At 62.1% G+C, this 26,267-nt stretch carries 23 protein-coding genes; 15 read left to right on the top strand and 8 right to left on the bottom strand.

Annotated elements, in window-relative coordinates; translation table 11 throughout:
- The first annotated feature begins 129 nt into the window (after nucleotides 1-129).
- The 11 genes from trbB to FJ988_RS07180 are packed head-to-tail and all read left to right on the top strand — an operon-like array spanning nucleotide 130 to nucleotide 9,754.
- Nucleotides 130-1,113: a P-type conjugative transfer ATPase TrbB gene (trbB, locus tag FJ988_RS07230; protein ID WP_140816055.1), complete on the top strand. Its 984-nt coding sequence runs from the start codon at nucleotides 130-132 to the stop codon at nucleotides 1,111-1,113.
- The gene (locus tag FJ988_RS07225; protein WP_140816054.1) at nucleotides 1,110-1,442 is read left to right on the top strand and encodes a TrbC/VirB2 family protein; all 333 of its coding nucleotides are present in this window, start codon (nucleotides 1,110-1,112) and stop codon (nucleotides 1,440-1,442) included. Before trbB ends, FJ988_RS07225 begins: the two co-directional genes overlap by 4 nt.
- Nucleotides 1,442-1,723: a VirB3 family type IV secretion system protein gene (locus tag FJ988_RS07220; protein ID WP_140816053.1), complete on the top strand. Its 282-nt coding sequence runs from the start codon at nucleotides 1,442-1,444 to the stop codon at nucleotides 1,721-1,723. The genes FJ988_RS07225 and FJ988_RS07220 overlap by 1 nt, the downstream gene beginning before the upstream one ends.
- A 10-nt stretch (nucleotides 1,724-1,733) precedes the next feature.
- Nucleotides 1,734-4,184, top strand: coding sequence for a conjugal transfer protein TrbE (gene trbE, locus FJ988_RS07215; protein ID WP_140816052.1), 2,451 nt, complete (start codon nucleotides 1,734-1,736; stop codon nucleotides 4,182-4,184).
- Complete coding sequence (trbJ, locus tag FJ988_RS07210; protein ID WP_140816051.1) at nucleotides 4,181-4,939, top strand: P-type conjugative transfer protein TrbJ; 759 nt, start codon at nucleotides 4,181-4,183, stop codon at nucleotides 4,937-4,939. Before trbE ends, trbJ begins: the two co-directional genes overlap by 4 nt.
- A gap of 11 nt (nucleotides 4,940-4,950) precedes the next feature.
- Nucleotides 4,951-5,277 carry a putative entry exclusion protein TrbK-alt gene (trbK-alt, locus tag FJ988_RS07205; protein ID WP_140816050.1) on the top strand — a complete coding sequence of 109 codons (327 nt, stop codon included), beginning with the start codon at nucleotides 4,951-4,953 and terminating at the stop codon, nucleotides 5,275-5,277.
- 2 nt (nucleotides 5,278-5,279) lie between these two features.
- Complete coding sequence (gene trbL, locus FJ988_RS07200) at nucleotides 5,280-6,650, top strand: P-type conjugative transfer protein TrbL (protein WP_140816049.1); 1,371 nt, start codon at nucleotides 5,280-5,282, stop codon at nucleotides 6,648-6,650.
- Nucleotides 6,651-6,653: 3 nt separating this feature from the next.
- The gene (trbF, locus tag FJ988_RS07195; protein WP_140816048.1) at nucleotides 6,654-7,343 is read left to right on the top strand and encodes a conjugal transfer protein TrbF; all 690 of its coding nucleotides are present in this window, start codon (nucleotides 6,654-6,656) and stop codon (nucleotides 7,341-7,343) included.
- Entirely contained in the window at nucleotides 7,340-8,398 is a 1,059-nt protein-coding gene (trbG, locus tag FJ988_RS07190; protein WP_140816047.1) for a P-type conjugative transfer protein TrbG, read from the top strand. Before trbF ends, trbG begins: the two co-directional genes overlap by 4 nt.
- A complete protein-coding gene (locus FJ988_RS07185) occupies nucleotides 8,395-9,528 on the top strand; it encodes a TrbI/VirB10 family protein (protein WP_140816046.1) in 1,134 nt (377 codons plus the stop codon). Before trbG ends, FJ988_RS07185 begins: the two co-directional genes overlap by 4 nt.
- A 1-nt stretch (nucleotide 9,529) precedes the next feature.
- Nucleotides 9,530-9,754, top strand: coding sequence for a DUF2274 domain-containing protein (locus FJ988_RS07180; RefSeq protein WP_140816045.1), 225 nt, complete (start codon nucleotides 9,530-9,532; stop codon nucleotides 9,752-9,754).
- A 462-nt stretch (nucleotides 9,755-10,216) separates the two neighbouring features.
- On the opposite strand, the gene FJ988_RS07175 is transcribed toward FJ988_RS07180, so the two are convergent.
- The 8 genes from FJ988_RS07175 to FJ988_RS31130 form a co-directional block, all read right to left on the bottom strand.
- Nucleotides 10,217-10,822, bottom strand: a complete 606-nt coding sequence (locus FJ988_RS07175; protein ID WP_140816044.1) for a general stress protein — start codon at nucleotides 10,820-10,822, stop codon at nucleotides 10,217-10,219.
- Nucleotides 10,823-10,847: 25 nt separating this feature from the next.
- The gene (locus FJ988_RS07170; RefSeq protein ID WP_140816043.1) at nucleotides 10,848-11,600 is read right to left on the bottom strand and encodes a DUF4142 domain-containing protein; all 753 of its coding nucleotides are present in this window, start codon (nucleotides 11,598-11,600) and stop codon (nucleotides 10,848-10,850) included.
- Nucleotides 11,601-12,168: 568 nt separating this feature from the next.
- Nucleotides 12,169-13,272, bottom strand: a complete 1,104-nt coding sequence (locus tag FJ988_RS07165) for a sugar ABC transporter substrate-binding protein (protein WP_181183448.1) — start codon at nucleotides 13,270-13,272, stop codon at nucleotides 12,169-12,171.
- Between the two features lie 107 nt (nucleotides 13,273-13,379).
- Complete coding sequence (locus FJ988_RS07160) at nucleotides 13,380-14,444, bottom strand: sensor histidine kinase (protein ID WP_140816041.1); 1,065 nt, start codon at nucleotides 14,442-14,444, stop codon at nucleotides 13,380-13,382.
- Nucleotides 14,444-14,890 (bottom strand): response regulator, encoded by a 447-nt coding sequence (locus FJ988_RS07155; protein ID WP_140816040.1) that lies wholly within the window; start codon nucleotides 14,888-14,890, stop codon nucleotides 14,444-14,446. Before FJ988_RS07155 ends, FJ988_RS07160 begins: the two co-directional genes overlap by 1 nt.
- Nucleotides 14,887-16,317, bottom strand: coding sequence for an ATP-binding protein (locus tag FJ988_RS07150; RefSeq protein WP_246688455.1), 1,431 nt, complete (start codon nucleotides 16,315-16,317; stop codon nucleotides 14,887-14,889). Before FJ988_RS07150 ends, FJ988_RS07155 begins: the two co-directional genes overlap by 4 nt.
- 261 nt (nucleotides 16,318-16,578) lie before the next feature.
- Nucleotides 16,579-19,737, bottom strand: a complete 3,159-nt coding sequence (locus tag FJ988_RS07145) for a GAF domain-containing protein (RefSeq protein ID WP_181183447.1) — start codon at nucleotides 19,735-19,737, stop codon at nucleotides 16,579-16,581.
- A 519-nt stretch (nucleotides 19,738-20,256) separates the two neighbouring features.
- The gene (locus tag FJ988_RS31130; protein WP_246688454.1) at nucleotides 20,257-20,748 is read right to left on the bottom strand and encodes a hypothetical protein; all 492 of its coding nucleotides are present in this window, start codon (nucleotides 20,746-20,748) and stop codon (nucleotides 20,257-20,259) included.
- A 448-nt stretch (nucleotides 20,749-21,196) separates the two neighbouring features.
- Here FJ988_RS31130 and FJ988_RS07130 point away from each other — a divergent pair, with 448 nt between their 5' ends.
- From FJ988_RS07130 to FJ988_RS07110, 4 genes are all read left to right on the top strand, one after another.
- Nucleotides 21,197-21,562 (top strand): low affinity iron permease family protein, encoded by a 366-nt coding sequence (locus FJ988_RS07130; protein WP_140816037.1) that lies wholly within the window; start codon nucleotides 21,197-21,199, stop codon nucleotides 21,560-21,562.
- 926 nt (nucleotides 21,563-22,488) lie between these two features.
- Nucleotides 22,489-24,324: an EAL domain-containing protein gene (locus FJ988_RS07120; RefSeq protein WP_140816036.1), complete on the top strand. Its 1,836-nt coding sequence runs from the start codon at nucleotides 22,489-22,491 to the stop codon at nucleotides 24,322-24,324.
- Between the two features lie 513 nt (nucleotides 24,325-24,837).
- Nucleotides 24,838-25,386: a hypothetical protein gene (locus FJ988_RS07115; protein ID WP_140816035.1), complete on the top strand. Its 549-nt coding sequence runs from the start codon at nucleotides 24,838-24,840 to the stop codon at nucleotides 25,384-25,386.
- Nucleotides 25,383-26,012 (top strand): alpha/beta hydrolase, encoded by a 630-nt coding sequence (locus tag FJ988_RS07110; protein ID WP_181183446.1) that lies wholly within the window; start codon nucleotides 25,383-25,385, stop codon nucleotides 26,010-26,012. The genes FJ988_RS07115 and FJ988_RS07110 overlap by 4 nt, the downstream gene beginning before the upstream one ends.
- Nucleotides 26,013-26,267 lie beyond the last annotated feature (255 nt).

The raw sequence follows: 26,267 nt of genomic DNA, 5'->3' as shown, positions 1-26,267 counted from the left end.
ACCCGCCGGTAATTGCACGCTACGCTACGACGACGGCTGACAGCTGTTGAATCGAACTGCTGCACGGTTTTCTTGATCGCCCCTAACCGGGGTGTTGTTCGACGCACTCCTGGTCCGAACGGGGACAGGATGGCTATCTCGCACAGCGATACCGAAGGACGCGCGCGCAGTTCGCGCATGCTGCGCACCGCGCTGGGACCCGCCATCGCCCGGTTTCTCGACGACCCCAGGATCGTCGAAGTCATGCTGAACCCGGATGGTCGCATCTGGGTGGACCGGCTTTCGGAAGGTCTGGCCGATACGGGGGAAATGCTGGCGCCTGCCGCTGGCGAGCGGATCGTGCGCCTGGTCGCCCACCATGTCGGCGCCGAAGTCCATTCCCGCTCGCCGCGCGTCTCGGCCGAGTTGCCGCAAACCGGCGAGCGTTTCGAAGGCCTGCTGCCGCCTGTCGTCGCAGCACCGGCCTTCGCGATCCGCAAGCCCGCGGTTGCGGTGTTCACGCTCGATGATTACGTCGCTGGGGGCACCATGACTTCCGGTCAGGCCGCGATCTTGCGCGCGGCTGTTGCCGGCCGCGCAAACATCCTTGTCGCCGGCGGCACGTCGACGGGCAAGACGACCTTGACCAACGCTCTGCTCGCCGAAGTGGCGAAAGGAATGGACCGTGTCGTCATCATCGAGGACACTCGCGAACTGCAATGCGCAGCTCCCAATCTCGTCGCGATGCGCACGAAGGATGGCGTCGCCACGCTTTCCGACCTGGTTCGCTCGTCGTTACGCCTTCGACCTGACCGCATCCCGATCGGCGAGGTGCGCGGCGCCGAAGCCCTGGACCTCTTGAAGGCATGGGGAACGGGCCATCCCGGTGGCATTGGCACCCTTCATGCCGGCTCCGGCATCGGCGCACTGCGCCGTCTTGAGCAGCTCATCCAGGAAGCTGTCGTCACCGTTCCGCGTGCGCTGATCGCCGACACGATCGACCTTATCGCCGTCTTGTCTGGGCGTGGCGCTGCGCGCCGGCTTAGCGAACTCGTCCGGGTCGAGGGGCTCGGCCCTGACGGTGATTATCGCACCGTTGAGGCCATACAGACCAACACAGGAGAAACCTCATGAAACGACTCATTTCATGCTGTCGCGGCCACCTGGCCGCAGGTGCCGCCGCCCTTTCAGTCAATTTCCTGGTTGCGTCGAGCGCCTATGCGTCGGGCTCCTCGATGCCGTGGGAACAGCCCCTCGAAAAAATCCTGGAGTCGGTCGAGGGACCGGTCTCCAAGATCATGGCCGTCATCATCATTATCGTCACCGGCCTGACGCTGGCCTTCGGCGACAGCGCGGGTGGCTTCCGGCGGCTGATCCAGATCGTTTTCGGTCTCTCGATCGCCTTTGCGGCTTCAAGTTTCTTCTTGTCCTTCTTCTCGTTCGGCGGCGGAGCGTTGATCTGATGTCAAATGCTTTCGAGCAACTCGACGCGGTGCCGGGCTGGACGGTTCCTGTCCACAGGGCGCTCACCGAGCAGATCCTGCTCGGGGGCGCGCCGCGCGGGATCGCAATCCTGAACGGCACGCTGGCCGGCGCGATCGGCCTGGGGCTGCGGCTCTGGCTGGCCGGTCTTCTGATCTGGGCGATCGGACATTTCACGGCTGTATGGGCCGCCAGGCGCGATCCGCTGTTTTTCGAGGTCGGACGCAGGCACCTGCGGCTGCCCGGGCATCTGTCGATGTGAGGACGTTGCCGTGATGAGCCTTGCCGAATACCGGCGGACCGCTGCCCGCCTTGCCGACTATCTGCCTTGGGCGGCGCTCGTGGCGCCGGGCGTCGTGCTCAACAAGGATGGAAGTTTTCAGCGCAGCGCAAGGTTTCGCGGGCCTGACCTCGACTCCGCCGTCGCGGCGGAGCTTGTCGCGGTGGCATCGCGCATCAGCAATGCCTTTCGACGCCTTGGCTCGGGCTGGAGCATCTTCGTGGAAGCACAGCGGCACGAGGCGGCCGCCTACCCCGAAAGCCAGTTTCCGAACGCCGCCGCCGGCCTGCTCGATGCCGAGCGCAAAGCCGACTTCGACGAAGAGGGGGCTCACTTCGTCTCGAGCTACTTTCTCACATTCCTCTTCCTGCCACCGCCCGAAGACGCCACACGAGCCGAGGGCTGGCTTTACGAGGGTCGCGACCGGTCGGGCGCGGATCCGGGCGAGATCGTGCGCGCCTTTGTCGACCGGACAGAGCGCGTGCTGGCCCTGCTCGACGGGTTCATGCCCGAATGCCACTGGCTCGATGACGGCGAAACGCTGACCTACCTGCATTCGACGATCTCGACCAAACGGCATTCGGTGCGCGTCCCCGAGACGCCGATCTATCTCGATGCTCTGCTCTCCGACGAGCCGCTCGCCGGCGGGCTTGAGCCGCGGCTTGGCAACAAGCATCTTCGCGTGCTTACGATTGTCGGCTTCCCGACCGCAACGACGCCCGGCCTGCTCGATGACCTCAATCGGCTGGCCTTCCCCTACCGCTGGTCGACTCGCGCCATCCTGCTCGACAAGGTCGACGCCGTCCGCCTGCTGACCAGGATACGGCGCCAATGGTTCGCCAAGCGCAAGAGCATCGCTTCGATCCTGAAAGAGGTGATGACCAACGAGGCATCGGCGCTGCTTGACACCGACGCCGCCAACAAGGCGGCCGACGCCGACACCGCGCTGCAGGAGCTCGGCGCCGACATGGCGGGCATGGCCTACGTCACCGCGACCGTCGTGGTCTGGGATTCGGACCCCCGCGTGGCGGACGAAAAATTGCGGCTCGTCGAAAAGGTCGTCCAGGGCCGCGACTTCACGGCGATTGTCGAGACCGTCAACGCCGTCGACGCCTGGCTCGGCTCCTTGCCAGGGCATGCCTACGCTAATGTCCGTCAGCCTGCCATTTCTACGCTCAATCTTGCCCACATGGTCCCCCTCTCGGCCGTGTGGGCGGGGCCGGAACGGGACGAGCATCTGGTCAGTCCTCCCTTGCTTTACGGCAAGACCGAAGGCTCGACCCCGTTCCGGTTGGTTCTCCATGTCGGCGATGTCGGCCACACCCTGGTCGTCGGCCCGACAGGCGCCGGCAAATCGGTGCTTCTAGCGCTTATGGCGCTGCAGTTTTGCCGCTACCGCAACGCTCAGATCTTCACCTTCGACTTCGGCGGCTCGATCCGCGCGGCGACACTCGCCATGGGTGGCGACTGGCACGACCTCGGCGGGCAGGTCACTGGAGGCACGGACGTCTCAGTAGCGTTGCAGCCGCTCGCCGGTATTCATGACACTTACGAGCGCGCCTGGGCGGCGGACTGGATCGTCGCGATCCTGCTGCGCGAGGGAATCCGGATTACGCCGGACGCCAAGGAGCATATCTGGGCGGCGCTCACGTCTCTTGCCTCGGCGCCCGTCGAGGAGCGCACCATCACCGGGCTTAGCGTGCTCTTGCAAGCCAGCGACCTGAAGCAGGCGCTTCGTCCCTACTGCATCGGCGGTCCCCACGGCCGATTGCTCGACGCCGAGACCGAACATCTCGGCCAGTCGTGCGTACAGGCATTCGAGATCGAAGGGCTGGTGGGCACGCAAGCCGCGCCGGCCGTGCTGTCCTACCTGTTTCATCGTATCGGCGACCGGCTCGACGGCCGTCCGACACTGCTCATAATCGACGAAGGCTGGCTTGCGCTGGACGATGACGGGTTCGCCGGGCAGTTGCGCGAGTGGTTGAAGACCCTGCGCAAGAAGAATGCCAGCGTCGTCTTCGCCACCCAGTCGCTCGCCGACATCGACAATTCGACGATTGCGCCGGCGATCATCGAAAGCTGTCCGACCCGCTTGCTGTTGCCCAACGAGCGCGCCGTTGAGCCGCAAATCACCGCCATCTATCGCCGCTTTGGCCTCAACGATCGCCAGATCGAGATCCTGGCGCGAGCGACGCCCAAGCGCGACTATTACTGCCAGTCGCGTCGCGGTAACCGTCTCTTCGAGCTCGGCCTGTCCGAGGTCGGGCTGGCGCTTTGCGCCGCGTCGTCGAAGAGCGACCAGGCCCTGATTGGCAGTATCATGGCCGAACATGGCCGTGACGGCTTCCTGGCGGCCTGGCTGCGCGCCCGCGAAATCGGCTGGGCCGCCGACCTCATTCCCAACCTCACCGTTCCCGAACCTGAAAAGGATCTCCAGCCATGACTATCCGTCAAAGTCGTCCACGCACCGTGCTTGTGGTCGCCGCGATGCTCGCCGCCCCGGTCGCTATCCCACCGATGATGATTGCGCCTGCACATGCTTTCATCGTGTTTGATCCGTCGAACTATTCCCAGAACGTCCTGACGGCGGCGCGCTCGCTGCAGCAGATCACGAACCAGATCACCTCGCTTCAGAACCAGGCCGAGATGTTGATCAACCAGGGGCGCAACCTGGCAAGCTTGCCTTTGTCCTCGCTGCAGCAGCTGCAGCAGTCGGTGCAACGCACGCAACAGCTTCTCGGCGAAGCGCAGAACATCGCCTTCGACGTCCAAGAGGTCGACAAGGCCTTCCAGCAGCAATATGGCGGTGTCTCTCTCTCGGCCTCCGACCAGCAACTCGTCGCGGACGCGCGCTCGCGTTGGCAAAACACGGTCGGTGGTCTTCACGACGCCATGCGCGTCCAGGCGGGTGTCGTCGGGAACATCGAGACAAGCCGCGCTCAGATGTCGGCGCTGGTCGACGCCAGCCAGTCGGCGACCGGCGCGCTGCAGGCCACGCAAGCGGGCAATCAACTGCTCGCGCTTCAGGGTCAGCAGCTTGCAGACCTGACCGCTGTCGTCGCCGCCAACGGCCGCGCTGAGGCGCTGACCGAAGCCGAACGTACCGCTGCGGTCGACCAGGGCCGCGAACAACGCAGCCGCTTCCTGACCCCTGGCTCCGGATATCAGGCTGGCGCCGTTCAGATGTTCCACCAGTGAGGGTCATTGCCATGAACGGCGAAGCCGTTGCTCGCATCGCGGCCATCGTCTTCGTCGCGGTCGCCTTGGCAGCCACCGGGATCGAGATGAGCCGGAAGAAGGAAAAGGCGGTGGGGGAGGGTACGCGAGCACCTGTGGCCTCGCTGCAAGACCCGCTTGGCGAGGCCATGCGCCGCTGCCAGGTCCTCGGCGAGGCGGCGCTGCGTGACGATGGGTGTGCGCGGCTGTGGGCCGAACAGCGCGATCGCTTCCTCGGTCTGGAAAAAGCGGGGGGAGGTTCGACAGGCGAGCCGGCCGTGTGGCAGTGGCCAGACGCCGCCTCACACGAGGCCCGATAGACATGGACAATACCGGGGTCATCGACCAATTCCTGGCCACCTTCACGCGCTACATCGACAGCGGTTTCGGTCTACTGGGCGGCGAGGTCGCCTTCGTCGCCACCACGCTGATCGTCATCGACGTCACACTTGCCGCGCTCTTCTGGAGCTGGGGCGCCGATGACGACATCCTGGCAAGGCTGGTCAAGAAGACGCTTTTCGTCGGTGTCTTCGCCTACCTGATCTCCAATTGGAACAGCCTCGCCCAGATCGTCTTCGAGAGCTTTTCCGGTCTTGGTCTCAAGGCAAGCGGAACCGGCTTTTCGGCACAGGACCTGCTGCATCCTGGCAAGGTGGCGCAAACCGGGCTCGACGCCGGCCGGCCATTGCTCGAGGCGATCTCCGGTCTGATGGGCTACGTCTCCTTCTTCGAAAACTTCATCCAGATCGCTTGCCTGCTCTTTGCCTGGGCGCTCGTCCTGCTCGCCTTCTTCATCCTGGCGGTGCAGCTCTTCGTCACGTTGATCGAGTTCAAGCTGGCGACGCTGGCAGGCTTCGTGCTTATCCCCTTCGGCCTCTTCGGCAAGACGGCGTTCATGGCCGAGCGGGTGCTTGGCAACGTCGTCTCGTCAGGCATCAAGGTTCTGGTGCTTGCCGTCGTCATCGGCATCGGATCGACGCTCTTCGGCCAATTCACCCAAGGTTTTGGCGGCGAAAACCCCACCATTGACCAGGCCATGGCGATCGTGCTGGCGGCGCTATCGCTGCTTGGCCTTGGCATCTTCGGTCCCGGCATCGCCAGCGGCCTGGTCGCGGGCGGACCGCAGCTTGGCGCCGGCGCCGCCGTCGGCACTGGGCTTGCCGCGGGCGGCATGGCGGTTGCGGGCTATGGCGCAGCCAGCATGGTGGCACGAGGCGGGACAGCCGCATTCACAGCAGGAGGGTCAGCGGCGCGTCGCGGTGCCTCACTCGCCGGGGGCGCCTCTGCTGCTTATACCCTTGGCGCCGCCGGCGAAGCTGGCGTGGCAGGCGTCGCTGCCGGCCTGGGCGGCGTCGCGCGTGCCGGCGTTTCGGCAGCGGTCTCCCCACTCAAGCGGACCGCCGCAAGCACCGGTCAGTCGCTCAAGTCGAGCGTCGCATCCGGCGCCAATTCAGTGGCCGACATCACTGGTGGTTCGTCGACCATGGGAACGATCGGCGGCGCCGCGCTCTCAGCTGCGGCGCATCCCTCCGGCACGGCCAAGCAGTTGACCACTCAAGGGCAACCCGAATGGGCCAGACGCTTGCAGCGCTCCCAGCGCGTCGCTCACGGCGCCCAGACCGCAGCCCACGCGGTGCGCGCCGGCGACAGCCAGGGCGGCGGCGCTTCGATTTCTCTTTCCGAAGGCGAATGATCCATGAACCTGTTTAGGCGCCCCGCAGTTCATTACGGCAAGACCCCTCGACCGGAAACACCCTATCAGAAGGCCGCGCAGATCTGGGATGAACGCATCGGCTCCGCCCGCGTGCAGGCGCGGAACTGGCGCCTCATGGCGTTGGGGTCGCTGATCCTGTCGGCAGGCCTTGCCACCTCCCTTGTCTGGCAGTTGGGCCGCGGCACAGTCGTGCCCTGGGTGGTTCAGATCGATCGCTTGGGCGAAGCCCAGGCCGTAGAGCCCGCGATCGCCGGCTACAAGCCGACCGATCCGCAGATCGCATGGCATCTCGCTCGCTTTATCGAACAGGTGCGCTCTATCCCCGCTGACCCCATTGTGCTGCGCCGCGACTGGTTAAGCGCCTACGAGTGGACCACCGACCAGGGCGCGGGGGCGCTCAACGATTATGCTCGCGCCAGCGATCCTTTCTCCGAGATAGGCAAGCAGCAGGTCGCGGTGGAGGTGTCTTCGGTGATCCGGGCTTCGCCGAACTCCTTTCGCGTCGCCTGGGACGAACATCACTATGAGGGCGGAAAGCTCTCCGCCACCGAACGATGGACCGCCATCCTGACGATCGTCTTCCAGCCGCCTCGCGACGCCGACCGGCTGCGGGCCAATCCGCTCGGCATCTACGTCAATGCCATCGACTGGTCGCGGGAGATGGGTCAATGAGCGGGAAGCGCGTTTTCTTCGTTCGGACCTTACATCGCCCGGCGCTTGTCGCCGTTCTGCTGTCGGCGGGTGTGCTCGCGGGCTGCGCCTCTCTCCGTAAACCGCCGCAGATCACCTACGATGCCTATGTGCCGCCATTGCCGGCCGCACCAATTGCCGCGACGGATGATAAGCCGAAGCCGTTGCATGCTCCGCCCGGCTGGACGCCGGCCCTTGGGGGTGCTGCGGCGGACACGCCGACCGCGCGCGTCGAAAACGCCAACGCCGCTGCGCGCATCCAGCCGCGGCGCGAGGGCTACTACAACGCCATCCAGATCTATCCCTGGAGCGAAGGCGCGCTCTATCAGGTCTATGCCGCGCCCGGGCAAATAACCGATATCGCGCTGGAACCAGGCGAAAGCCTGACAGGCGAGGGGCCAATCGCGGCGGGCGACACGGCGCGCTGGATCATCGGCGACACCGAGAGCGGTTCGGGCCCAACCCGGCGTGTTCACGTACTGGTCAAACCCTCGCGGGCCGACATCACCACCAACCTCTTCATCACCACCGACCGCCGCAGCTACATGCTTGAGCTCCGCGCCAGTGACAAACCATATATGCCGGCGGTTGCCTGGGCGTATCCGGCCGAGGCCGGCAGCCGGCGGCCAGCCGTTATCGAGACGCCAATCATCCCCGACGTCGCCGCCCGCAACTACCGATATGACCTTACTGGAGACACCCCGCCCTGGAAGCCCGTCGCCGTCTTCGATGATAAGCGCCGCGTTTACGTCGCGTTTCCGCGCGGCATTGTCCAGGGCGAAATGCCGCCGATCTTTGTGATCGGTCCCGACGGCAACGCTGAGATCGCTAACAGCCGTGTCTATCAAAACATCCTGATCGTCGACCGCCTCTTTGGCGCGGCTGAACTGCGTCTGGGCAGCGGCAAGCGACAACAGACCGTGAGGATTATCCGCATCAATCCAACGAGTCCAAACCGGCTGCCGTGGATTTCAGGGTTGAGCGGCTCGCCGAAGCTTTCAAATACGCAAAGGCAAAGAGGAGGGCAGCCATCATGACCGAGAAGGACGTCACCTCCGCTGCGATGCGGCTTCGCGCGGACCCGCCACGCGTGGCCCGCCTGTCGCGCAAGGTCCTTGCCAGCATCGGTTTCGTCGCCTCCATCGGTGTCGGCGGGGCGCTGATCTATGCGCTCCAGGCGCGCAATGCGGACACGCGTGGCGAGGAACTCTATTCTACCTCCAATCGGCAGCCCGCCGATGGCCTGGCGCGCCTGCCGCGCGATTACACGGGCCCGGTCCTTGGGCCTCCGCTGCCCGGTGACCTCGGCCGCCCCATGCTTGACGCCCGGAACAAAGGGCAGCCGCTCGTGCCGCCGTCGATCGCGTCGCCAGCTGTCGACGAGGCGGAACAGCACCGGCGGGCCGAGGAGGAGGCCGCCCGCACGTCGCGTGTCTTCTTCCAGTCGGATCCCGGAGCCTCAGCCCAACCGTCTGCCAACACGGCGACACCGGTTTCCGGTGCGGACGCCACCGGCCAGCCGGCGCAGGATCGCCAGGTCGCATTCCTCAATGCCGCTGCCGACCGGCGTACGATTTCGCCGGACCGCATGACGGCGCCGGCATCGCCCTTTGTCCTTCAGGCAGGAGCCGTCATTCCCGCCGCGCTGATCACTGGTATCCGTTCCGATCTCCCCGGACAGGTCAGCGCGCAGGTGACTGAAAATGTCTATGATAGTCCTACGGGCCAGTCGCTCCTGATCCCGCAGGGCACGCGCGTCATCGGTCAATACGACAACGGCGTCGGTTTCGGGCAGCGTCGCGTCCTTCTGGTCTGGAACAGGCTGATCTTTCCAGATGGCCGCTCGATCGTGCTTGAGCGTCAGCCCGGCGCCGACCCTCAAGGCTATGCCGGTCTTGAGGATGGCGTCGACTATCACTGGAGCGAGTTGTTCAAGGCCGCCGCGCTTTCCACGATACTTAGTGTCGGGGCCGAGGCGGGATCGTCCGGGCAACAGAACGACCTGGTGCAGGCCCTTCGCAGCGGCGCTTCCGATGGCGTTAGCCAAGTCGGGCAGCAGATCGTCGGGCGTCAACTCGACATCGCGCCTACACTCACCATTCGCCCCGGTTTTCCGGTCCGGGTCCTCGTCACCCACGATCTGGTTCTCGAACCTTACAGAGGTTGATATGGGCAAGCTGAAACTCGGGCCAATCGCCGACGACAAGCCAGTCAAAGTCACAGTTGAGCTACCAGCGCCTCTGCATCGCGACTTGGTCAGGTATGCGGAGATACTTGGGCTCGACGCCGGGCATACGCCGACCGATCCCATGCGTTTGATCGTGCCGATGCTCGAACGCTTCATTGCATCGGATCGCGCCTTCACGACGGCGAAAAGGACGTTCAAGTCCTAGTTGATCCAACAAACCAGTTTCGCGCCTGATCCCTTTCACGGATCACTCAGACCTCGTCGTGCTTTCAGGATCTCCGCCGCGATACTGCGTGGCGTTTGAACGGCGTTGGCAATAGCCGATGGCTTGGCTGTGCGGCACACCTTTGAGGTGCCACTCAGGGCTCTGTGCTCTAATGGTTATCTCAGCCTCGTGAGCTTGGCGCCAATCGATCTTGCGTCTTGTTGTTGCGAGGCGCCGCCGTTGATCGGCGACCGAGCGTTGCTTCGGCACCGTCAATGCAGTCGCATATCGCTCCTCTGGCTCATCTCCTGATGCCCAAGTTGGAAAGTCGATCGACCTGCGGACCGAGTGCTCGCCAACTCCAGCTGAATGTCTCGTTGCCCGATACCCGCGAACTTTTCCGCGCGCAATCTGTCCGGGCAGCGCAGGCGAAGGAGATCCCGCCTCCTTCGCCTGCCACGATCAGAGAGGCGTGGTGCGGCGGACTCGATCGCGCTCAGCCTCAATGTCCTCAAAAGGCTCTGCGCGGGGGTCGAAACCGGTCCACCCACCTGCCTCGTAGGCCCTGCGCCGTTCGTCAAGGTTCACCGAGCGTGTCCCGCGCAGGATGCGTTCCGCTTCACCGGTGAGCCGATCATCGACTTGGGCAGTAACCAGAGTACCGCCACGGCGCACGCCCTCGGCATAAAGATGGGCGTCCCTTTCCGGAACGCCGGACTCCGTCAGCGCCCCAACGATGCCGCCAGCTGCTCCGCCGACCACCGCGCCGCCGACGGCACCAACGGCCGTCGCCGCAAGCCAGCCTGCCGCAACGACAGGCCCTACGCCCGGTATCGCCATGATGCCGAGGCCCGCAAGAAGGCCACCGGCACCGCCGATCACGGCTCCGAGTCCCGCGCCCGTGGCCGCATCTTCACCGGTTTCTGATGGGGTATCGGTCTGATACCAGCTGTCGGAATTGTTCGCCACGATGCTGATATCGTCGCGCGGCACGCCAATCGCTTCCAATTCGCCGACGGCGTCGGAGGCGTCCTGATAGTCATCGAATAGTCCGGACACGTTGGTCATTTTCAACTCCAATTTTCGAGTTCGGTTATTGTGCGCCGGCGACAACGTTGCCTTGGAAATCAAGAGCGACGGCTACCTGTTTGCCATCCTTGTCGGCGGTTCCACGCCAAATGCCCTTGTCGTCTTTGGTCAACGCGCTGACATTTGAGAAGCCCGCGTCCTGGATCCGGTTTTTGGCCTGCGCTTCCGTGAAGCTGTTGGCTCCCGGCACAGGCGCCGACGCGTTCGACTGGTCGGTGCTCGTCGCCGCCGGAGCGGTGCTGGTCGTTGCTGAACTGTCGGTCTTGCTGGAAGCGATCTTGTCGATCATTTCCTGATGCATCTTGAGTGTCGGCAAGGTCTGCTGGGCAAACGTCTTGAGTTCGGCGTTGTCGCCGTCAGCCGCATAATCCTGGAACAGCTTTACTGCGTCCTGATGCGCGTCTTGCTGCATCTTGACATAAGGCTGATCGGCCGACCCGCTCGCAGCTTTCAAAGCCTCGAGGTCGCTCTTGTGCTTGGCATCCGTCTCCGACGGGACCTGGAGCTTCTGCTCTGCGGCGATCGACTGGAGCTTGGCGTTAGCCGCGCCGTGGTCGTCGATCATTTTCTGGGCGAAATCGTCGACGGATTTGTCTTGCGCCTTGCCGTGGACGATCTTGCTGGACTCGACCTCGAAGATGCCTCCCGCCGCGGCCTTGTTGACAAAATCCTGCGCCTTTTCAGCGCTCAGCGCTGGATAGGCAAAGCCCAACCCCACGGCCGTGCAGAGCGTGGCCGATAGCAAATAAGTCTTCATGGAACAGTACTCCCGGGCACCGAATGTGCTGGGATGCTAACAAGGCGTCGCGTTGTTTGTTCCGACATCGGTTCGATTTCGGCCACGGTTGCCGCACGACAGCAGGAACAAAGTTCCGGCTGGCGGCTGCTCGTGCAGCGATTTTTCCGAAGCGAGATGATGCGGAGATATCGTAGCAGCTTACCGCTCTTCAAGTCGCAAAGTCGGCTGCCTGATGAGATTCGCCGAAGCTTTGAAGCGCCTCGACGCCGCAGAGCGAAAGAAGGATTAATCGCCACGTTGTCGCCAAGGCCTCTGTGAGTTTTGCAAAAGCCTGGTACGCTTGGCAACCCGGCGCGAATATCGCGCGTACCCAGAACTTTAGCGCTGCGGACGCGGCGAACGGCGCGCGCTTACATCACAGTCTTTAAGGACGGGACGGTTAGTCTAGCCCGTGGCGATTCCGGAAACCTGCAAATGAGCTTCGCGCACGCGCGCTGCTAGGCGAGAACTGCAATGCAGTCGCAAGTATGCCGGCGCACAAGACGGACCGTGGGGCCGTGAGACAAACAAGACGAGGTGGTCGGTCTTATGGGGCTCCAGCTTCCGACGACCATGGGAAGTTTACATACTGGTCGCGGGTATCGTAGCAGATGCTTCCATACATGCGCAGATATGCATCGCGGCGCGCCCTGTCCGCGTAAACGGCGCCAGGATCGGCCAGGTCCTGCTGATAGTCAGCGAGATTGTCCGCCGTGATCATGTGGGGCAGAATGTCCATCGCCTGTGGTACACGCTTTCCCTCCAGCCAGTCAGCGGCATGCTGGCCCATGGCGTAGCCGAAAACTGGTGAATTGAGGCTGACGGTCGCTTTATATGGACTACCCCCTTTTTTGATTTCCGCGATTGCCTCCGGCTCGCCATCGATCCCCCCCAGAAACTGCTCGGGCCGATCCTTGCCCGCCTCGCGAAGCGCCTGCAATGCGCCCAGCACAACGCCGTCGGCGCCAAGCACGACGTCGACGTTAGGGTGGGCGAGCAGAACAGTGCGCATTGTTGCGAGGCCGCCTTCCTTGCTTACCGGTGTCGGGGAGATATCGGCGATGATCCGCACGTCAGGGAGCTTGTCCAAAGCGTCGCGGATCGCCGCGAAACGCGGCGTGAGGAACTGCAGGCTGTCCTGCGTCAGCAGCACCACATCGGCGCGGCCGTTGAGCTTGGATTGGATATAGGCAACGGCTGCATCGCCGAGTTCCTTGCCAGTCAGATATTGCGGCGCATTGAGAAGGGAGGTTGCAGGCGGCGCGACAACCGTGCTGACATAGGTACCCGACCACATGGCTTTCTGAAGGGAAGGTGCAAGGGCGGCCGGATCGACCGGCGAAACGACGACGGCTCCCATCTGCGCGGCGCGCATGGCCTCGACGTCGGTGATCATCTTGGTGCTGTCGTTGGCCGCAAGCGCGACCTGATATTCGAGACCTCTGTCCTTGGCCGCTTGCGCAAGGCCATGGTCGATGCCCTGGATGAATTCGCGTTCATTGTCCTTGGCGAAAGCCAGTTCCGGCCTTAGGCCTGCTGGCTTCGAACACGCTGGCGCGTTGGGATCGAACGCCTTGAAAACCGTGGGGCTGGTGATCCCAGGTGAGCCTTCTTGAGCAACCGCGGATGAGGCGGTCATGAGCAGCAGCATAGCCACACCCCCTACCGTCGCCGAACATCCTACGGCATGCTCACCCATCGTCGCGTTCTCCCCGGCGTCGGTGCATAGTTTCATGTCGCATACTAAATTCAAGAGCGCTAATGCTCGAGTTGGTCGGAGCCGGATGGAAGGCGGAAGCTCAGCGTTGCAGAGGTGCCGGGACTACGATCCTGGTAGGTGAGCTTGGCATCTATGCTCGCAGTCATGGCCTTGATGATGCGCGTGCCAAGGCCCGTTCCCTTGACCGTTCCGTCGTTGCGACCGACGCCATCATCTTCTACCGTCAGGACCGCTTGCCCATTGCCGTCTTCGCGCAGACTGACCCGTACTTCTCCCGAACGGTCGGGATAAGCGTATTTGAAAGCATTCGTGACCAGCTCGGTGACGATGACGCCGAGATTGATCGCACCATCGGTCCCAAGCCTGAGCGGGGCGAGGTCGTTGACCAGGGTCGCGCCATGTCCTTGTCCGCGCATGGAAGCGCTGAGGTTTTCCAAAAGCCCCGCCAGATATTCGTCAAGATCCACGGTCCCGACGGAGCGCGAGCTGTAGAGGCGCTTGTGAACGGAAGAAATGGCGAAGATGCGCGCCTTCGTCTCGGCGAGCGCATCCTTGGCGACCTGGTCGGCTATGAGATTGGCCTGCAGGCTCACCAATGACGATACCATCGCGAGGCTGTTTGCGACGCGATGATTGACTTCGGCCAGCAACAGTTCGGCACGGTCGCGAGCAAGCCGGACTTCGGCCTCGGCTGCCTCCTTTTCGGCCGTCAGGCGTGCCTTTGCGACCGCTTGGTTGAGTGCCGAGGCCAGCAAGGTGATGAAATCGTCGCCGATCGTCTTGGGCACGAAGTCGCTTGCGCCGGCCTTAAGCGCGGAGACGGCAACGTTCATCTCTGATGTTCCGGTCACATAGACCGACGGCGGGGCGCCACTGGTCGCCGCCAGCCGCTCAAGAAACTCCAGGCCCGTGCCCGTCGCCAGATAGTGATCGAGCGCCACCACGTCTATGCCGCCTTGGCCAATCCGCTCGAAGGCTTCGTCCGGCCCGGCGGCGTGCTCGACGACGAAACCCATCCGGCCGAGCTTCTTTTGCACCAGCCGGGCCAGCGCGTCGTCGTCGTCGACGTAGAGAACCCTGGTTGTCGTCGCGGCTTGCGTCATCAGGCGGTTTCAGGGACCTGGATGACGGTAAACAGCAGCCCCAGCTGGCGGATCGCGTTGGCGAACCCTTCGTAGTTTACCGGCTTCGTGATGTAGACATTGGCGCCAAGGTCATAGCAGCGCTGGATCTCGCGGCTATCGTCGGTGGTGGTGAGCACCACGACCGGAATGCGCTTCAGATGCGCGTTCGCCTTGAGGCGCTGCAGGATATCGATCCCGGTCATGTCGGGCAGATTGAGGTCGAGCAGGACAAGCATGTGCCGGCCGATGCTGACCTCGCCCGATCCGTCCGGGCCGAGCAGATACGAAAGTGCGCTGGAACCATTTGCAAACGCTTCGATCTGATTGCTGACGCCGGCGCGGCGAATGTTCTTCTCGATGAGCCGGGCATGGCCCTCGTCATCCTCGATCATGACGATCGTTACCGGTTTTCCTGCCTCGCTCATGCGTTCGGTCTTTCAACAAAGGTAGCGGTCAGCGGAAGCTCTAGCCTGAAAGTCGTGCCAGCGTCGAGCGCCGATTTGACGCTGATGTCGCCGCCCAGCCTGCGCACGACCGAGCGCACATAGGCAAGGCCGATGCCTTCGCCCGGCTGATCCTGCGCGCCGGCGCGGCGGAAGAGTTCAAACACGCGCTCAAGGTCCTGTGGGGCGATGCCGCGGCCGTTGTCGACAATCTCTATGGCCACGCGGTTGCCAGGAACGATCCGAGCGCCGACGTCGATCTTCAATGGCCGCTCGCGCGAGCGGTATTTGACGGCATTGTCGAGAAGGTTTGCGAAAACCTGCTCGAGCGCCAGTCGGTCGCTTTCAATCCGGGTCGCACCAAGATCAAGGCGTACCTCTCCGCCGGCTTCCTTGACCTGATGCTGGACGGCGGCCGCCGCGCCGGCGGCAAGATCGGCCAGCGGAAGCCATTCGGGCTTGAGCTGTCTGCGGCCTTCGCGCGACAGACGCAGGATGGCGTTGATCAGTCCGTCCATCTTGCGGGTCGAGGAGCGGATGAAGCCAATGGCTTCGGGAAGATCCTCGGTGGCGGCGTTGCGCGCATCGGCTACCAACGGATCGCTGGCATCGGCGGCTATGCCCGACTTTTCAATGAGCTCCTGGAGGGTCGCGACCCCGGTTTCGAGCTCGCTGGTGAAGCCCATGATGTTGACCAGCGGCGCTCGCAGGTCATGCGTGACGATATAGGCGAAGCGCTGGACTTCCTCATTGGCTTGAACGAGGTCTGCGGTACGCTCCTTCACGCGCTCTTCCAGCCCGGCGTTCAGCGCCTGCAGGGCGCGTTGCGCATCATTCAGCGCGCGCGTGTAGCGCAAGACTGACGCGCCCGCGAAGCCGACGACGATGACGATGGCGATGCCGCCAACGATCGTGATCAGCCGCAGCCAGGCGAAGTTCGATCTTTGTTCGGCCACGCTTTCCGTCAACCGGTCGTCGGCAGCCAGGATAATGCCGCTGAAGAAGATATTTGCCTCATCCATCAGAGCCTTGCCGCGATTTGTATTGACGATCGCCGCAACATCCGCGTCGTCACGTTGGCGCTTCAGGGAGATGGTGTTGTCCATCTCGGCAAATTTTTCGACCATGAGCGTCTTGAGCCGATCGAGCGCGGCCGTGCTGGCCGGATCGGCCGACAAAAGGGCACGCAGCCGCTCGTAGCGGCGCAGCGCTGTCGCTTTTGCAGTGTCGTATGGTGCCAGGTAGATTTCGTTGCCGTTGTAGACGAAACCTCGCTGGCTGGATTCCGCGGTCAACATGGCGTTGCGCAGCTCGACCGCTGTCGTGCGGGTGTCGCGTGCGGCAATGACCTCGTCGAAGCTGGCGCGGGAGCGCTCGGCGAGCATGTAGGTGATGGCGATGATCGCCATCAGGACAACGAAGCCAATCGCCAATAGGACACTTGTCGAACGCACGATGCGTCCGCTGCCAGGCGTGACGGCGAGTGGTGTCTCGATGGAACTCATAGGTTTCTCACGCAACCGAGGACAACGGGCGATCGAGTGAGCGAGACCACTGGCGACATTGGTCCGAAAGCATATTCAGCATGCGCCCCGATACGACGCAATCGCGCAGCGCGTCCACACCGGCGGCGAATGCGCTGAAGCGCTCCAACGAAGACACCGTAGCCTTCAAGAAGGTCGGTCCAGGATCTTGCGGACTTTTTCCGCGAGCTCATCGATCGTGTAAGGTTTGGTGAGAAGCTCGGTCCCAAAGTCGAGTGTGCCATTATGGACGATCGCGTTGCGCGTATAGCCGGTCGTGTAGAGCACTTTAAGTGTGGGCTGCACGAGTTTTACCTTGTCCACCAATTCGCGACCTGACATTTCCGGCATCACGACATCGGTAAAGAGCAGGGAGGGCACATTGCCAGCCTGGATGGCCTCGAGGGCGTCGCGAGGTCCTCGCATTTCGACAACTGAATAACCAAGTTCGCGAAGCGCCTCGACGGCCATGGAACGCACGCGGTCCTCATCTTCGACGACCATGACCACTTCATGCTGCTTGCCTGGGATCACCTCGGACGGCGCTAGCGGCTCGCCTTCTGCAACGCTTCCAAGTGAGCGCGGCAGGTAGATCTTGACCGTGCTTCCGACGCCCATTTCTGAATAGATCTTTACGTTCCCGCCGGATTGACGGACGAAGCCGTAGACTTGGCTCAATCCCAGCCCGGTTCCCTTGCCCACGGCCTTGGTGGTGAAGAAGGGATCGAATGCCTTGCTCATCACATCGGGCGTCATACCAATGCCGGTATCGCTAACCGCAAGAAGCACATATTGCCCGGCAGCGATCGCGTTTGCCTTGGCATACCGCTCATCGACGTGGGCGTTGGAGGTTTCGATGGTCAATTTGCCGCCACCGGGCATGGCATCGCGTGCGTTGACGCAAAGGTTCAACAACGTACTTTCAAGCTGGCCGGCGTCCACCTCGACGTGCCAGAGGCCTGCTGCGAGGACGGTTTCAATCTGTACTGTCTCTCCCAGCGTGCGTCGCATAAGCTCTCCCATGCCGGCAACAAGCCGGTTCGGGTTCAGGCGCTTCGGGGCCAGGGGCTGCTGTCGCGAGAAGGCGAGCAGCCTCTTGGTCAGCTCCGCGGCTCGTTGCGCGCCGTCGATAGCCCCGTCGACGAAAGCCTGGACGTTGGTGTCGCCGTTTCGCAGTTTGCGTTGCACGAGATTCAAGCCGCCTATGACGACGGCGAGCATGTTGTTGAAGTCATGCGCGATCCCGCCGGTGAGTTGGCCCACGGCCTCCATCTTCTGGGCCTGGCGAAGATGTTCCTCAGCTGTCGTGCGCTCGGCGACGGCCTCTGCCACGCGCTGCTCCAGGGTCGAATTCAACGACTGCAAGGCTCCAAATAGCCGCGAATTGTCGATCGCTGTCGCTGCGTGACCGGCAAGGCCTAACAAAGCGGCCTCGTGCTCCGCGCCAAAGATGCCTGTTTCGGAATGCCCGAAAAACAGTCCGCCTAGCACCTCGCCGGATCGGGAGATAACCGGGACCGCCAGATAGGATCTCACAGGCAGATGGCCCTCGGGCATTCCTTTGCGGGGCGCATTCTTTCCGTAACGTGGGTCCTTGAGGATGTCGTCGGAGCGCACCACGCCGGCGCCTCGGAACGTGGGCTCGAAGACCGCAGTATTGCGCGGCATGGGAAAGTTCTCGAACGCAGATCGCGGCGCCCCGGACAGCGTGTAGAGCATGTAGCTGTCGCCTTTCTCATCGACGACATTATAGAAGAACGCCCCGAACTGGGCGCCGCAAAGCTCGACCCCGACATCGGTTACTGTTTGCACGATGCGGTTTACGTCCAATTCGGACGCCACCGCGGCGGCTGTGGCGTTAATGACCTGCAGGTGGCGCTCGACGCGTTTGCGGGCCGTAATGTCCATGACGGTCCCGATAAAGCGTATGGCGCGGCCTTCCTCGAAGAGAGCGTCGCCGGTCGCCGCGATCCATCGCTCCTTGCCGTCCTCCAAACCAACGGTGCGATACTCTATGTCGTAGCGGGAGGATCCGCCCGGACTTATTGCTTGCCGGACAGCCTCATCGGCGCGATCGCGGTCGTCGGGGTGCAGCCCTGCCAGAAAGGCGCCTTCATACGTGACCTCTGCCTCTGGACGCAGCCCGAAAAGCGCCTTGCATCGGTCATCCCATCTCAGCGCGCCGCTGACGGGGTCGTAATCCCAGGTTCCGATCGCGGCTGCGTCCGTGGCCAGCCGCAAACGTTCCTCGCTGGCCCTCGCGGTTTCCTCGGAGCGTACCCGCTCCACATGCGCCCATGAGCGCTCGGTCACTTCCTTGAGCAAGGCGAGCTCGCGTTCCAACCACATCCGGGGATGCTTGTCATGGATGGCCATCAGGGCCGTGAGCCGGTCCTGCTTGACCAGCGGCATGCATATCGTGGCGCTTATGCCGATGTCCTGGAAGGCTTTTGCTGCTTGCGGCTCGATCTCGGACAGATTGTTGTTGATGATCAGCGGCCGGTTTTCCTTCAGGGTGCTGACCGCAAGCCCTCCGAAATCCGCGAGGCTGTAATAGCCCACGATGCTCGGCGATCCCGGTGCGGCCCAGTCACCGCGAATGGTAAAATGATCCTGGTCCGGTTCCATATCGGCATAGGCGCAGATCGAAACCTGGAGGTGTTCTCCCAGAAGTCTCGTGGTGATCGCCATCACGGCATCGCTGTCCTTGGCGACGGCGCTCTCGCGGCCAAGCCTGTCGAGGAACGCCAGTCGCTCGGCGCTTTCACGTAACGCCTTCTCTGCCTTGAGGCGTTCAATCGCGGTACGCGTCCGGTCAGCGACTTCTGATACGAGGGCGACATCGTCCGCGCTCCAGTGGCGCGCGGATTCGTGGTTCAGGTAGAACAGCGCGACAACCCCGCCATGCTCGCTGACAGGTAGGTTGATGATCGATCTGGCGCTGATGGCCTTGAGCGCGCCGGCCCTGTCGCGTGTGCGCGGATCAGTCTCCGCATCCTCGAAAATGACGGTCTCGCCGCGCTTGAGATCCTCGATATAGCTGCCGTAGTCTCGAAATTGTAGCGTGCCTGCCAGGCTTTTGACGCCAGGAGCATTCCAGTCGCGGTCAATGGTTATGGTTTCGCGCTCGACATCGATGGTGCCATAGCCGGCGCGGCTAACCTTGAAGTGTTGTCCCAGAAGTTCAGCCGCTGCGTAGGCGAGAGCGCTGGGGTCACTGATCGAGCGAATCCGGTCGCCGAGCGCGGCGAGCAATGCAAAGCGCAGCGTATCGTGTTGGCCAAGGCCGTCGGTTGTCGCCCCCAACTGGTGCCCCCCTAATGTCCAGCGCCATCAATGCAGAGCCAGCAAGATGGTTCCATGTCGGCGCGTCCGTGCAGAGGGCAAAACAGTCATGCAAAGGTCTTCGATGCGAGTTGGTGCGGTTATCGATGAGTTGGCGCAGCCCATGGCCGGCCTGCAGGTTTTCTCCAGCGAAAGGGAACAAGCTGCAATCCGATTTGTTGGAGGGATGTCTGCGGTCGCCCCCCTCAAGCGATCGCGGACTGGTGGAAGCACCGGCCCGCGTCCTCGCCGAGGGGCGCGGGCTACCGTTTTGGAAAACGTCGCAACCAAGCGGAGCCATTGACGCTTCCTCGCGTCGCATACCGGAGCAGAAGCATGCTTAGATTCTTGATCACTCTTGGGGCGGTCTGTGCCGTGTTCAAGCTTGGAAGGAATGTTCGCCGAGGTGAGGCGCGTTTTGCTTAGCGGCCCGTTGGATTACAAGCGCCGGCCATAATCACGAGGCTAAGACGAGGTCTCTGGTCGATCTGAGCAGAGGATTTACGCTTGGAGCAGGGCCCGGCCATATTGCGTCCATAACCGGTCGCAATCCCACTTTCTCAGGCTCGGCCTTCCCGGCAACTCGCACCGGACCATTGCACCGCGAACATCGTAGCCGAGCACTGACGCGTTTGCGACGAACTGGATTGCTTCCCCCAGGCTGATAGCCCCGATCCTGATTTCGGCCTTACTGTTCAGATCAATTACTCCGAAGATTTCGACCTTTGTCGCTCTGCCGGCCATAACGGTCGAGGAGATTGCATCGTTCAAGGCAAGGAGCATCTCAAAGTTCCCGTAGCGCCCTCCCAACTTCGTCTTGAGGATTTGGTTCCAAGTCGTGCGATGACCTGAAATTCCATCCCGTGGCGGAAGTGTCGCTTCAATCAGTGCTCTGCCCGCTTGTGCATCGGCCTCGTCAGACGCAACTCCGACCAAAGTCCCGGCCAAGAGCGTAATAGTCTGATTGGTGCAACGAAAGGCGCCAAGCCACATTGATGGCTGTCCGGCGACTAAGTCCCTTCTCGCTGGATGTGTCAAAGCGTCAAGATGCCCGCCAGTCCGCTTCGAACACGGATGGCGGGCATCCTGATCGGGTCTGCAGGAGATCAAGCATGCACAGCATCATTTACATCGTCGGCCTAGTCGTCGTGGTCCTTGCAGTCTTGAGTTTCTTTGGCCTTCGCCGCTAGCGGTACGAACCGGTGCAGCAACAAGTGAGCAGTAACTCGAGGTCAAGGCGGCTTTGGATCGCAATCAGCCTGCTCGTAGGAGGGGGCGTCCTGATCTTGCTTCTGGGACTTTCCTACGCCGTATTGACCCAACACCCGATAGGATAATGCCAACACTTTTCAGATGCCCGATGCTCCTGCCATAGTTGGCATACGCACCGATCATGTCATTTGTGATTGCTGATGCTCGCAAGCGGGGCTCTGTGATAGCTATGAACAATTTTCTCTTTCGAAGCGCTGACTTCCTCTCGCGACCTCCCGGGTTTTATGCCGTGGTCGTTGCGATGCTGGCGTGCACGCTGCTCGTGCCCTTTGGATTGACCAACGCTGTCACGTATGTCCTTTCGGTCGCGGCCATCATCATCACGGGCGTGGTCTTGATACAGGGCTACCGCGACACAGCCGCAATCCACGCCAAACTCGACGAAATCATTGTGTCCCTCAAAGAGACGCGAAACGACGTCGTTGGGCTGGAGCATGAAGATCCAGACCGGATAAAGACGAAGGTCGATCAACTCGAAGCCGAGGCGAACGCTGCTGCCACGACCGCGGATCGGCGCGGTCTATCACGAGGTTAGAACGGCGATAGTCTCCCCGACCGGCAGCGGAGCTTTGCTCGTTGGTATGTCAAAAGCGATAGCCAACATAACGCCTATAGCACCATTGTCCGCTGGCAACGCGCTTCAGCCGCGACATCCGCCCCGTGGCAAGGACAGCCTTAATGTACTCGCAAGACTACCTCGCGCCTCAGGATATCGCCCTGCTTTCTGCTGTAATCGAGAAATACTGCCAAAAAAGCGGGATAGCTCCTGACAGTCCAGATCGCGAACAGGTAGCCCTGAGGGTGCTTGCTCTTTTCAAGATAGGAGTACGGTGCCCGACCGAGATCACGATCCGCCTCGGCAGAAGTTTTGGGAGCGCCGCTTAAGGCGTTGTTGCGAGCCGCCTAACCGTGGCGCAATACGCCGGGGAGCGAGGGTAACGGCCGCGCCAGGCTTCGCAACGATGCGTTTCCTTCAAGGATTTCACGGCCTCTGCGAACTTGCGTAAGTCATTGCCGTGGCGGCGGATGAGGTGGCGCGTTTGGCTTTCTGAAACTGCGTGGCTTTCAACGACGTGCTTGACGTCTGTCTCTTCGCCTTTGAGAGAGCGGCTGCGTGGCTTCGTGGCGCTCCCATGGTGTTGTCTCGAGCCCCGGTCATCGATTAAATCCCTGCGCCAGCCGTTATCAACCGGTGATCGACAAGAAGGATTCAGCGGAGTGCGCGATCGAAATCGCTTGGCGCGTCACTTGAAGGGGGTGACCGGGGTGGCGCCAAAGAACGGTGTTTGGACGGTTTTGGAATCCATTTGCGACCAGCAGTTCCGATAAATTCGAGGGTTTCGGAGTTCAGTCTTTGTTAAGCTGCCGCACAGCAATACTAAACCTCTGCGCTGCAATTCCATAAAGCCACTCGCTTACCATGTCCGTGTGGGTCATGTCGAACGAACGGATCGAGGTAGCATGCTGCGTCTTCAAAACAGCATCCTTGAAATGATTGCGAGAGGCGAGTCGCTCGAAGCGACGACCCATCGGCTGTGCCGCCAAATCGAGAAGATGCTGCCAGGTATCTGGTGCTCTGTGTTGCGGGTCGATCGCAGTGGGCTGCTGCATCCACTCGCAGGCTCGTCCTTTCCTGACAGCTATCTGGCAATGCTTGATGGCTTGATGACCGGGCCGCTCGTCGGTGCTTGCGGAAGCGCGGCCTATCTCGCCGAACCGGTTGCCGCCACGGACATTGCAACCGACCCTCGATGGGAGGGTTTCAGGGATCATGTTCTGGCGCTGGGACTGCACGCATGCTGGTCAAGCCCGATCTGCGACGCCACTGGCGCCGTGCTCGGCACCTTCGCGCTCTATTTTCCTGAGAGCCGTGGCCCATCTGCCCAGGAGCAAGAGGTGGTCGCCTCCTGCACGGCGCTGTGCGCTATAGCTCTTGAGCGCCACCAGAAGGTCGTCGAACGTGAACGAGGCGCTTACGTCGACGCTCTCACCGACCTGCCGAACCGCGCCAGCCTGGACATAGCTCTGGAGCGCTTGTCCTGCACCCAACCTGGTGCATGGGCGATACTCATCGTCGATCTCGATAACCTCAAGGCCATAAACGACACGTTCGGTCACGCGATAGGGGACTCGCTACTGCAGAAGGTTGCGGCGCGTATCGCGACAAGCGTCGCACCTGACCGGGTATTTCGCATGGGCGGGGATGAATTCGCCGTAATCCTGCATAGCACAGAGTCGGGCCGTGTCCCGGATGATGTCGCGAGCTCGATTTTGAATGACCTTCGCCGAACAGTGGATTGCTCGGGACATGTAATCTTGCCGCGCGCGACCATAGGAGGCGCAGTTCTCTCGAGTGCTCACAGTCAAGCTGCACAAGTGCTCCAGCACGCTGACTTTGCCCTCTATCACGCGAAGGAAAACGCGCCTGGCAGTTTTGTGCGCTACTGGCACGGGATGGGAACCGCCATTGAGTCCCGCATTGAGGTTATTCGCGATGTCGATGCAGCATTGCGGGCCGGGCGCGTTGACGCGTTCTACCAGCCGATACTAAGGCTTGACACCCGTGCGATCGTCGGTGTGGAAGCTCTGTGTCGGCTGCGCAAGCCGGACGGAGAAATCCTCCCCGCGGCCGCTTTCCAAGAAGCCACATCGGACGTTGCCGTAGCCTCGCATCTGACCGAACAGATGATGGCACGTGTTGCAATGGACGTGCGCTCATGGCTTGAGCAAGGCATTGCCATCCAACACGTTGGGCTGAACATCGCGTCGGCGGATTTCCATAGCGGAACCCTTTTTCAGCGGCTGGAAGGCGCTTTCGGGCGCATGGGCGTGCCGTTGAAACACATTGTCCTGGAGGTCACGGAGTCGGTTTACCTCGGTCGTCGAGATCCTGTTGTAGCGAAAGAGATCATGGAACTCCGCAATCACGGCCTGCGCATAGCGCTAGATGACTTCGGAACAGGCTTCGCTTCACTGACACATCTACTGAACGTGCCCGTAGACGTTATCAAGATCGACAAGTCTTTCATCGACACGCTCGTCGACGGAGGACCAAGCCTGGCGATCGTCGAAGGCCTCGTCAACATCGCTCGAAAGCTGGGCATAAGGGTGGTTGCGGAAGGGATCGAGGATGAAGCCCAGGCGGATCTCCTTGGCCAAATCGGGTGCGAACTCGGACAGGGGTTTTTGTTTTCACAGGCGGTTTCGCGCCACATCGCAACCGATTTGCTCAGCCGGTTTGCACAGCCCAGTAATACCGGAGATGCAGCCAAATCGGCGGTTCGGCGAGCGATCTGATACGGTGAGGCGGGCCACCATCCGTCGGCGCCTAGCCGCGGTTGGTGACGACCCGCTGAAGGATATCATGCAAATGTCGGCTGCGGGTCGCGTGCCGTCCCGCGGCCAACCTGGGATGGAGCGATAGCGCCGCACGCCGAATAGGTCGGCTTATCATCTCCATCGTCTGATGGCCGGCGGCTCGGCTAGCCGGACCAGTTCGTTCCGCCTTCACGTTCGTCCTCAGGCCAACCAGGCCGTGAACTCATAAATGGCGCGGCCGATAGCTCGCCACTTTCCACTGTCAGTCGATCTTCAAAAGCCCCACGCGCTGAACGGACTTGCGGAATACGTTAGAGCGGCCACGCGGATGCCCAAGTTGCATCAGCCGCTTCACGTCTTGAATGACACCAGGTGTCCAATGGCTCCGGTGTAAGGAGATTAAATGAGGGCATCACGCCGCTCGGCCCCGGCCACCAAGGTTACTATCGTCGGCAGTTGCTCTAGTGTCGGGCGAAAAGAGGGAGACGCCTGATGCACTGGCTACTCGGCGTGCTGAGTCTTGTGGCGATCGTCGTGTCCGCCCTTGTGCTGGCACTTGCCATCGGCGCGGCACTCGACCCCACCAGTAGCTACGCCGCGACGACCGCGTCGTCGCTGTGGCCCACGTTCGGTCCACATTTCACATTGCTCGCGCTTTTGGCCACACTGCTCGCTCTTTCGGGTTGGCGATGGGGCCCGCTGTGGCTTGGTCGCGTCGCGGTCTTTGTTTCCACAATGTCGCTGCTCGCATCCTCCTTCATCGTTGGCAGCATCATGGCCGCAGCCACTTCGAGTGGAGGATCGGTCAACCCCATCGCCGGACTGGTGCTCGGCAAGATCGACGAGCCGCCTCCAGATAGGACCGTGACAGTCGCAATAGTTGACGGACAGAGCCTCGATGCGGCAATCTATCTCCCAGCTCGGCATGTCTTGGGCGCGCCGGTCTACGTCTATATTCACGGCGGCGGCTTCATGATCGGCACTCCCACCAAGACCGCCGCCGACCTGCGGTGGGTCGCCGATCACGGTGGGTGGTGGTGAGCATCGATTATCGGCTTTTCAAGCCCGACGTCCCTACCTGGGACAAGGCACCCGCCGACGTCGCCTGCGGCCTCGCCTGGGTCTATGCGAATGCCACGAGCTTGGGCGGCGATCCAGAACGCATCGTTCTCCTCGGCGACTCTGCGGGCGGCAATCTCGCAGTGAACCTTGCCTACAGCGCCGCGCTCGGAACGGCGGTGTCAAAATGCGGGCCGGTCCCCGTGCCCAAGGCAGTCGTTGTACAGTATCCAGCGGTTGATCCTGTCGCGACATACGAGCGCGGCTTCCCTGTCCCGGGATTCGAGCCCCAGATGCTCATGATGGGCTATATTGGCGGGACGCCTGAGCAGTTCCCCGAGCGCATCAAGGCGATCAGCTCGGCCACCTACATATCTGATAAGGCTCCAGCCACGCTTGTAATCGAGCCTGAAAAGGATGGCCTTGTGGTCTCTGATGGCGTCTATAACTTTGTCGATGCCGCCAGAGCTGGGGGAATTGACATCGAGATGGCGCGCATCCCATTCGCCAATCACGTCTACAACCAGATCGCGTCCAATTCGATCGGCAATCAGGCGCGGCTCACCATCACCGTGCACTATCTGCAATCGCGGGGCCTCGCGCCCTAATAGCAGCTCCGTGTCATTTGCGAAGCATGTGGCGACACGACCATATACGCTTTGACGGCGACCTCGGGTAACACCGGTTCGGGGGGCAGAGGGCGCAGTATCTCGACGACGTCGAGGCGGTCGACCAGGTCGCCTTCATCCCCGGCGCAACGCTGGAACTGCTCGACGGCATCGGCAGCAGCTTCACCTACAAGCAGGGCACCAGCAAGTTCAGGGGCGGCGCGCTTTGACGTGACCCGGCAGATGGACGCTTTC

Source organism: Mesorhizobium sp. CU3, assembly GCF_006442965.1.
Taxonomy (GTDB): Bacteria; Pseudomonadota; Alphaproteobacteria; order Rhizobiales; family Rhizobiaceae; genus Mesorhizobium.
This window is presented reverse-complemented; position numbering and strand designations above follow the sequence as displayed.

Coding starts and splice junctions, on each gene's coding strand:
- trbB (WP_140816055.1), top strand. CDS start 130: ATGGCTATCTCGCACAGCGATACCGAAGGACGCGCGCGCAGTTCGCGC.
- FJ988_RS07225 (WP_140816054.1), top strand. CDS start 1,110: ATGAAACGACTCATTTCATGCTGTCGCGGCCACCTGGCCGCAGGTGCC.
- FJ988_RS07220 (WP_140816053.1), top strand. CDS start 1,442: ATGTCAAATGCTTTCGAGCAACTCGACGCGGTGCCGGGCTGGACGGTT.
- trbJ (WP_140816051.1), top strand. CDS start 4,181: ATGACTATCCGTCAAAGTCGTCCACGCACCGTGCTTGTGGTCGCCGCG.
- trbK-alt (WP_140816050.1), top strand. CDS start 4,951: ATGAACGGCGAAGCCGTTGCTCGCATCGCGGCCATCGTCTTCGTCGCG.
- trbL (WP_140816049.1), top strand. CDS start 5,280: ATGGACAATACCGGGGTCATCGACCAATTCCTGGCCACCTTCACGCGC.
- trbF (WP_140816048.1), top strand. CDS start 6,654: ATGAACCTGTTTAGGCGCCCCGCAGTTCATTACGGCAAGACCCCTCGA.
- trbG (WP_140816047.1), top strand. CDS start 7,340: ATGAGCGGGAAGCGCGTTTTCTTCGTTCGGACCTTACATCGCCCGGCG.
- FJ988_RS07185 (WP_140816046.1), top strand. CDS start 8,395: ATGACCGAGAAGGACGTCACCTCCGCTGCGATGCGGCTTCGCGCGGAC.
- FJ988_RS07180 (WP_140816045.1), top strand. CDS start 9,530: ATGGGCAAGCTGAAACTCGGGCCAATCGCCGACGACAAGCCAGTCAAA.
- FJ988_RS07175 (WP_140816044.1), bottom strand. CDS start 10,822: ATGACCAACGTGTCCGGACTATTCGATGACTATCAGGACGCCTCCGAC.
- FJ988_RS07170 (WP_140816043.1), bottom strand. CDS start 11,600: ATGAAGACTTATTTGCTATCGGCCACGCTCTGCACGGCCGTGGGGTTG.
- FJ988_RS07165 (WP_181183448.1), bottom strand. CDS start 13,272: ATGCTGCTGCTCATGACCGCCTCATCCGCGGTTGCTCAAGAAGGCTCA.
- FJ988_RS07160 (WP_140816041.1), bottom strand. CDS start 14,444: ATGACGCAAGCCGCGACGACAACCAGGGTTCTCTACGTCGACGACGAC.
- FJ988_RS07155 (WP_140816040.1), bottom strand. CDS start 14,890: ATGAGCGAGGCAGGAAAACCGGTAACGATCGTCATGATCGAGGATGAC.
- FJ988_RS07150 (WP_246688455.1), bottom strand. CDS start 16,317: ATGGCGATCATCGCCATCACCTACATGCTCGCCGAGCGCTCCCGCGCC.
- FJ988_RS31130 (WP_246688454.1), bottom strand. CDS start 20,748: ATGTGGCTTGGCGCCTTTCGTTGCACCAATCAGACTATTACGCTCTTG.
- FJ988_RS07130 (WP_140816037.1), top strand. CDS start 21,197: ATGAACAATTTTCTCTTTCGAAGCGCTGACTTCCTCTCGCGACCTCCC.
- FJ988_RS07120 (WP_140816036.1), top strand. CDS start 22,489: ATGCTGCGTCTTCAAAACAGCATCCTTGAAATGATTGCGAGAGGCGAG.
- FJ988_RS07115 (WP_140816035.1), top strand. CDS start 24,838: ATGCACTGGCTACTCGGCGTGCTGAGTCTTGTGGCGATCGTCGTGTCC.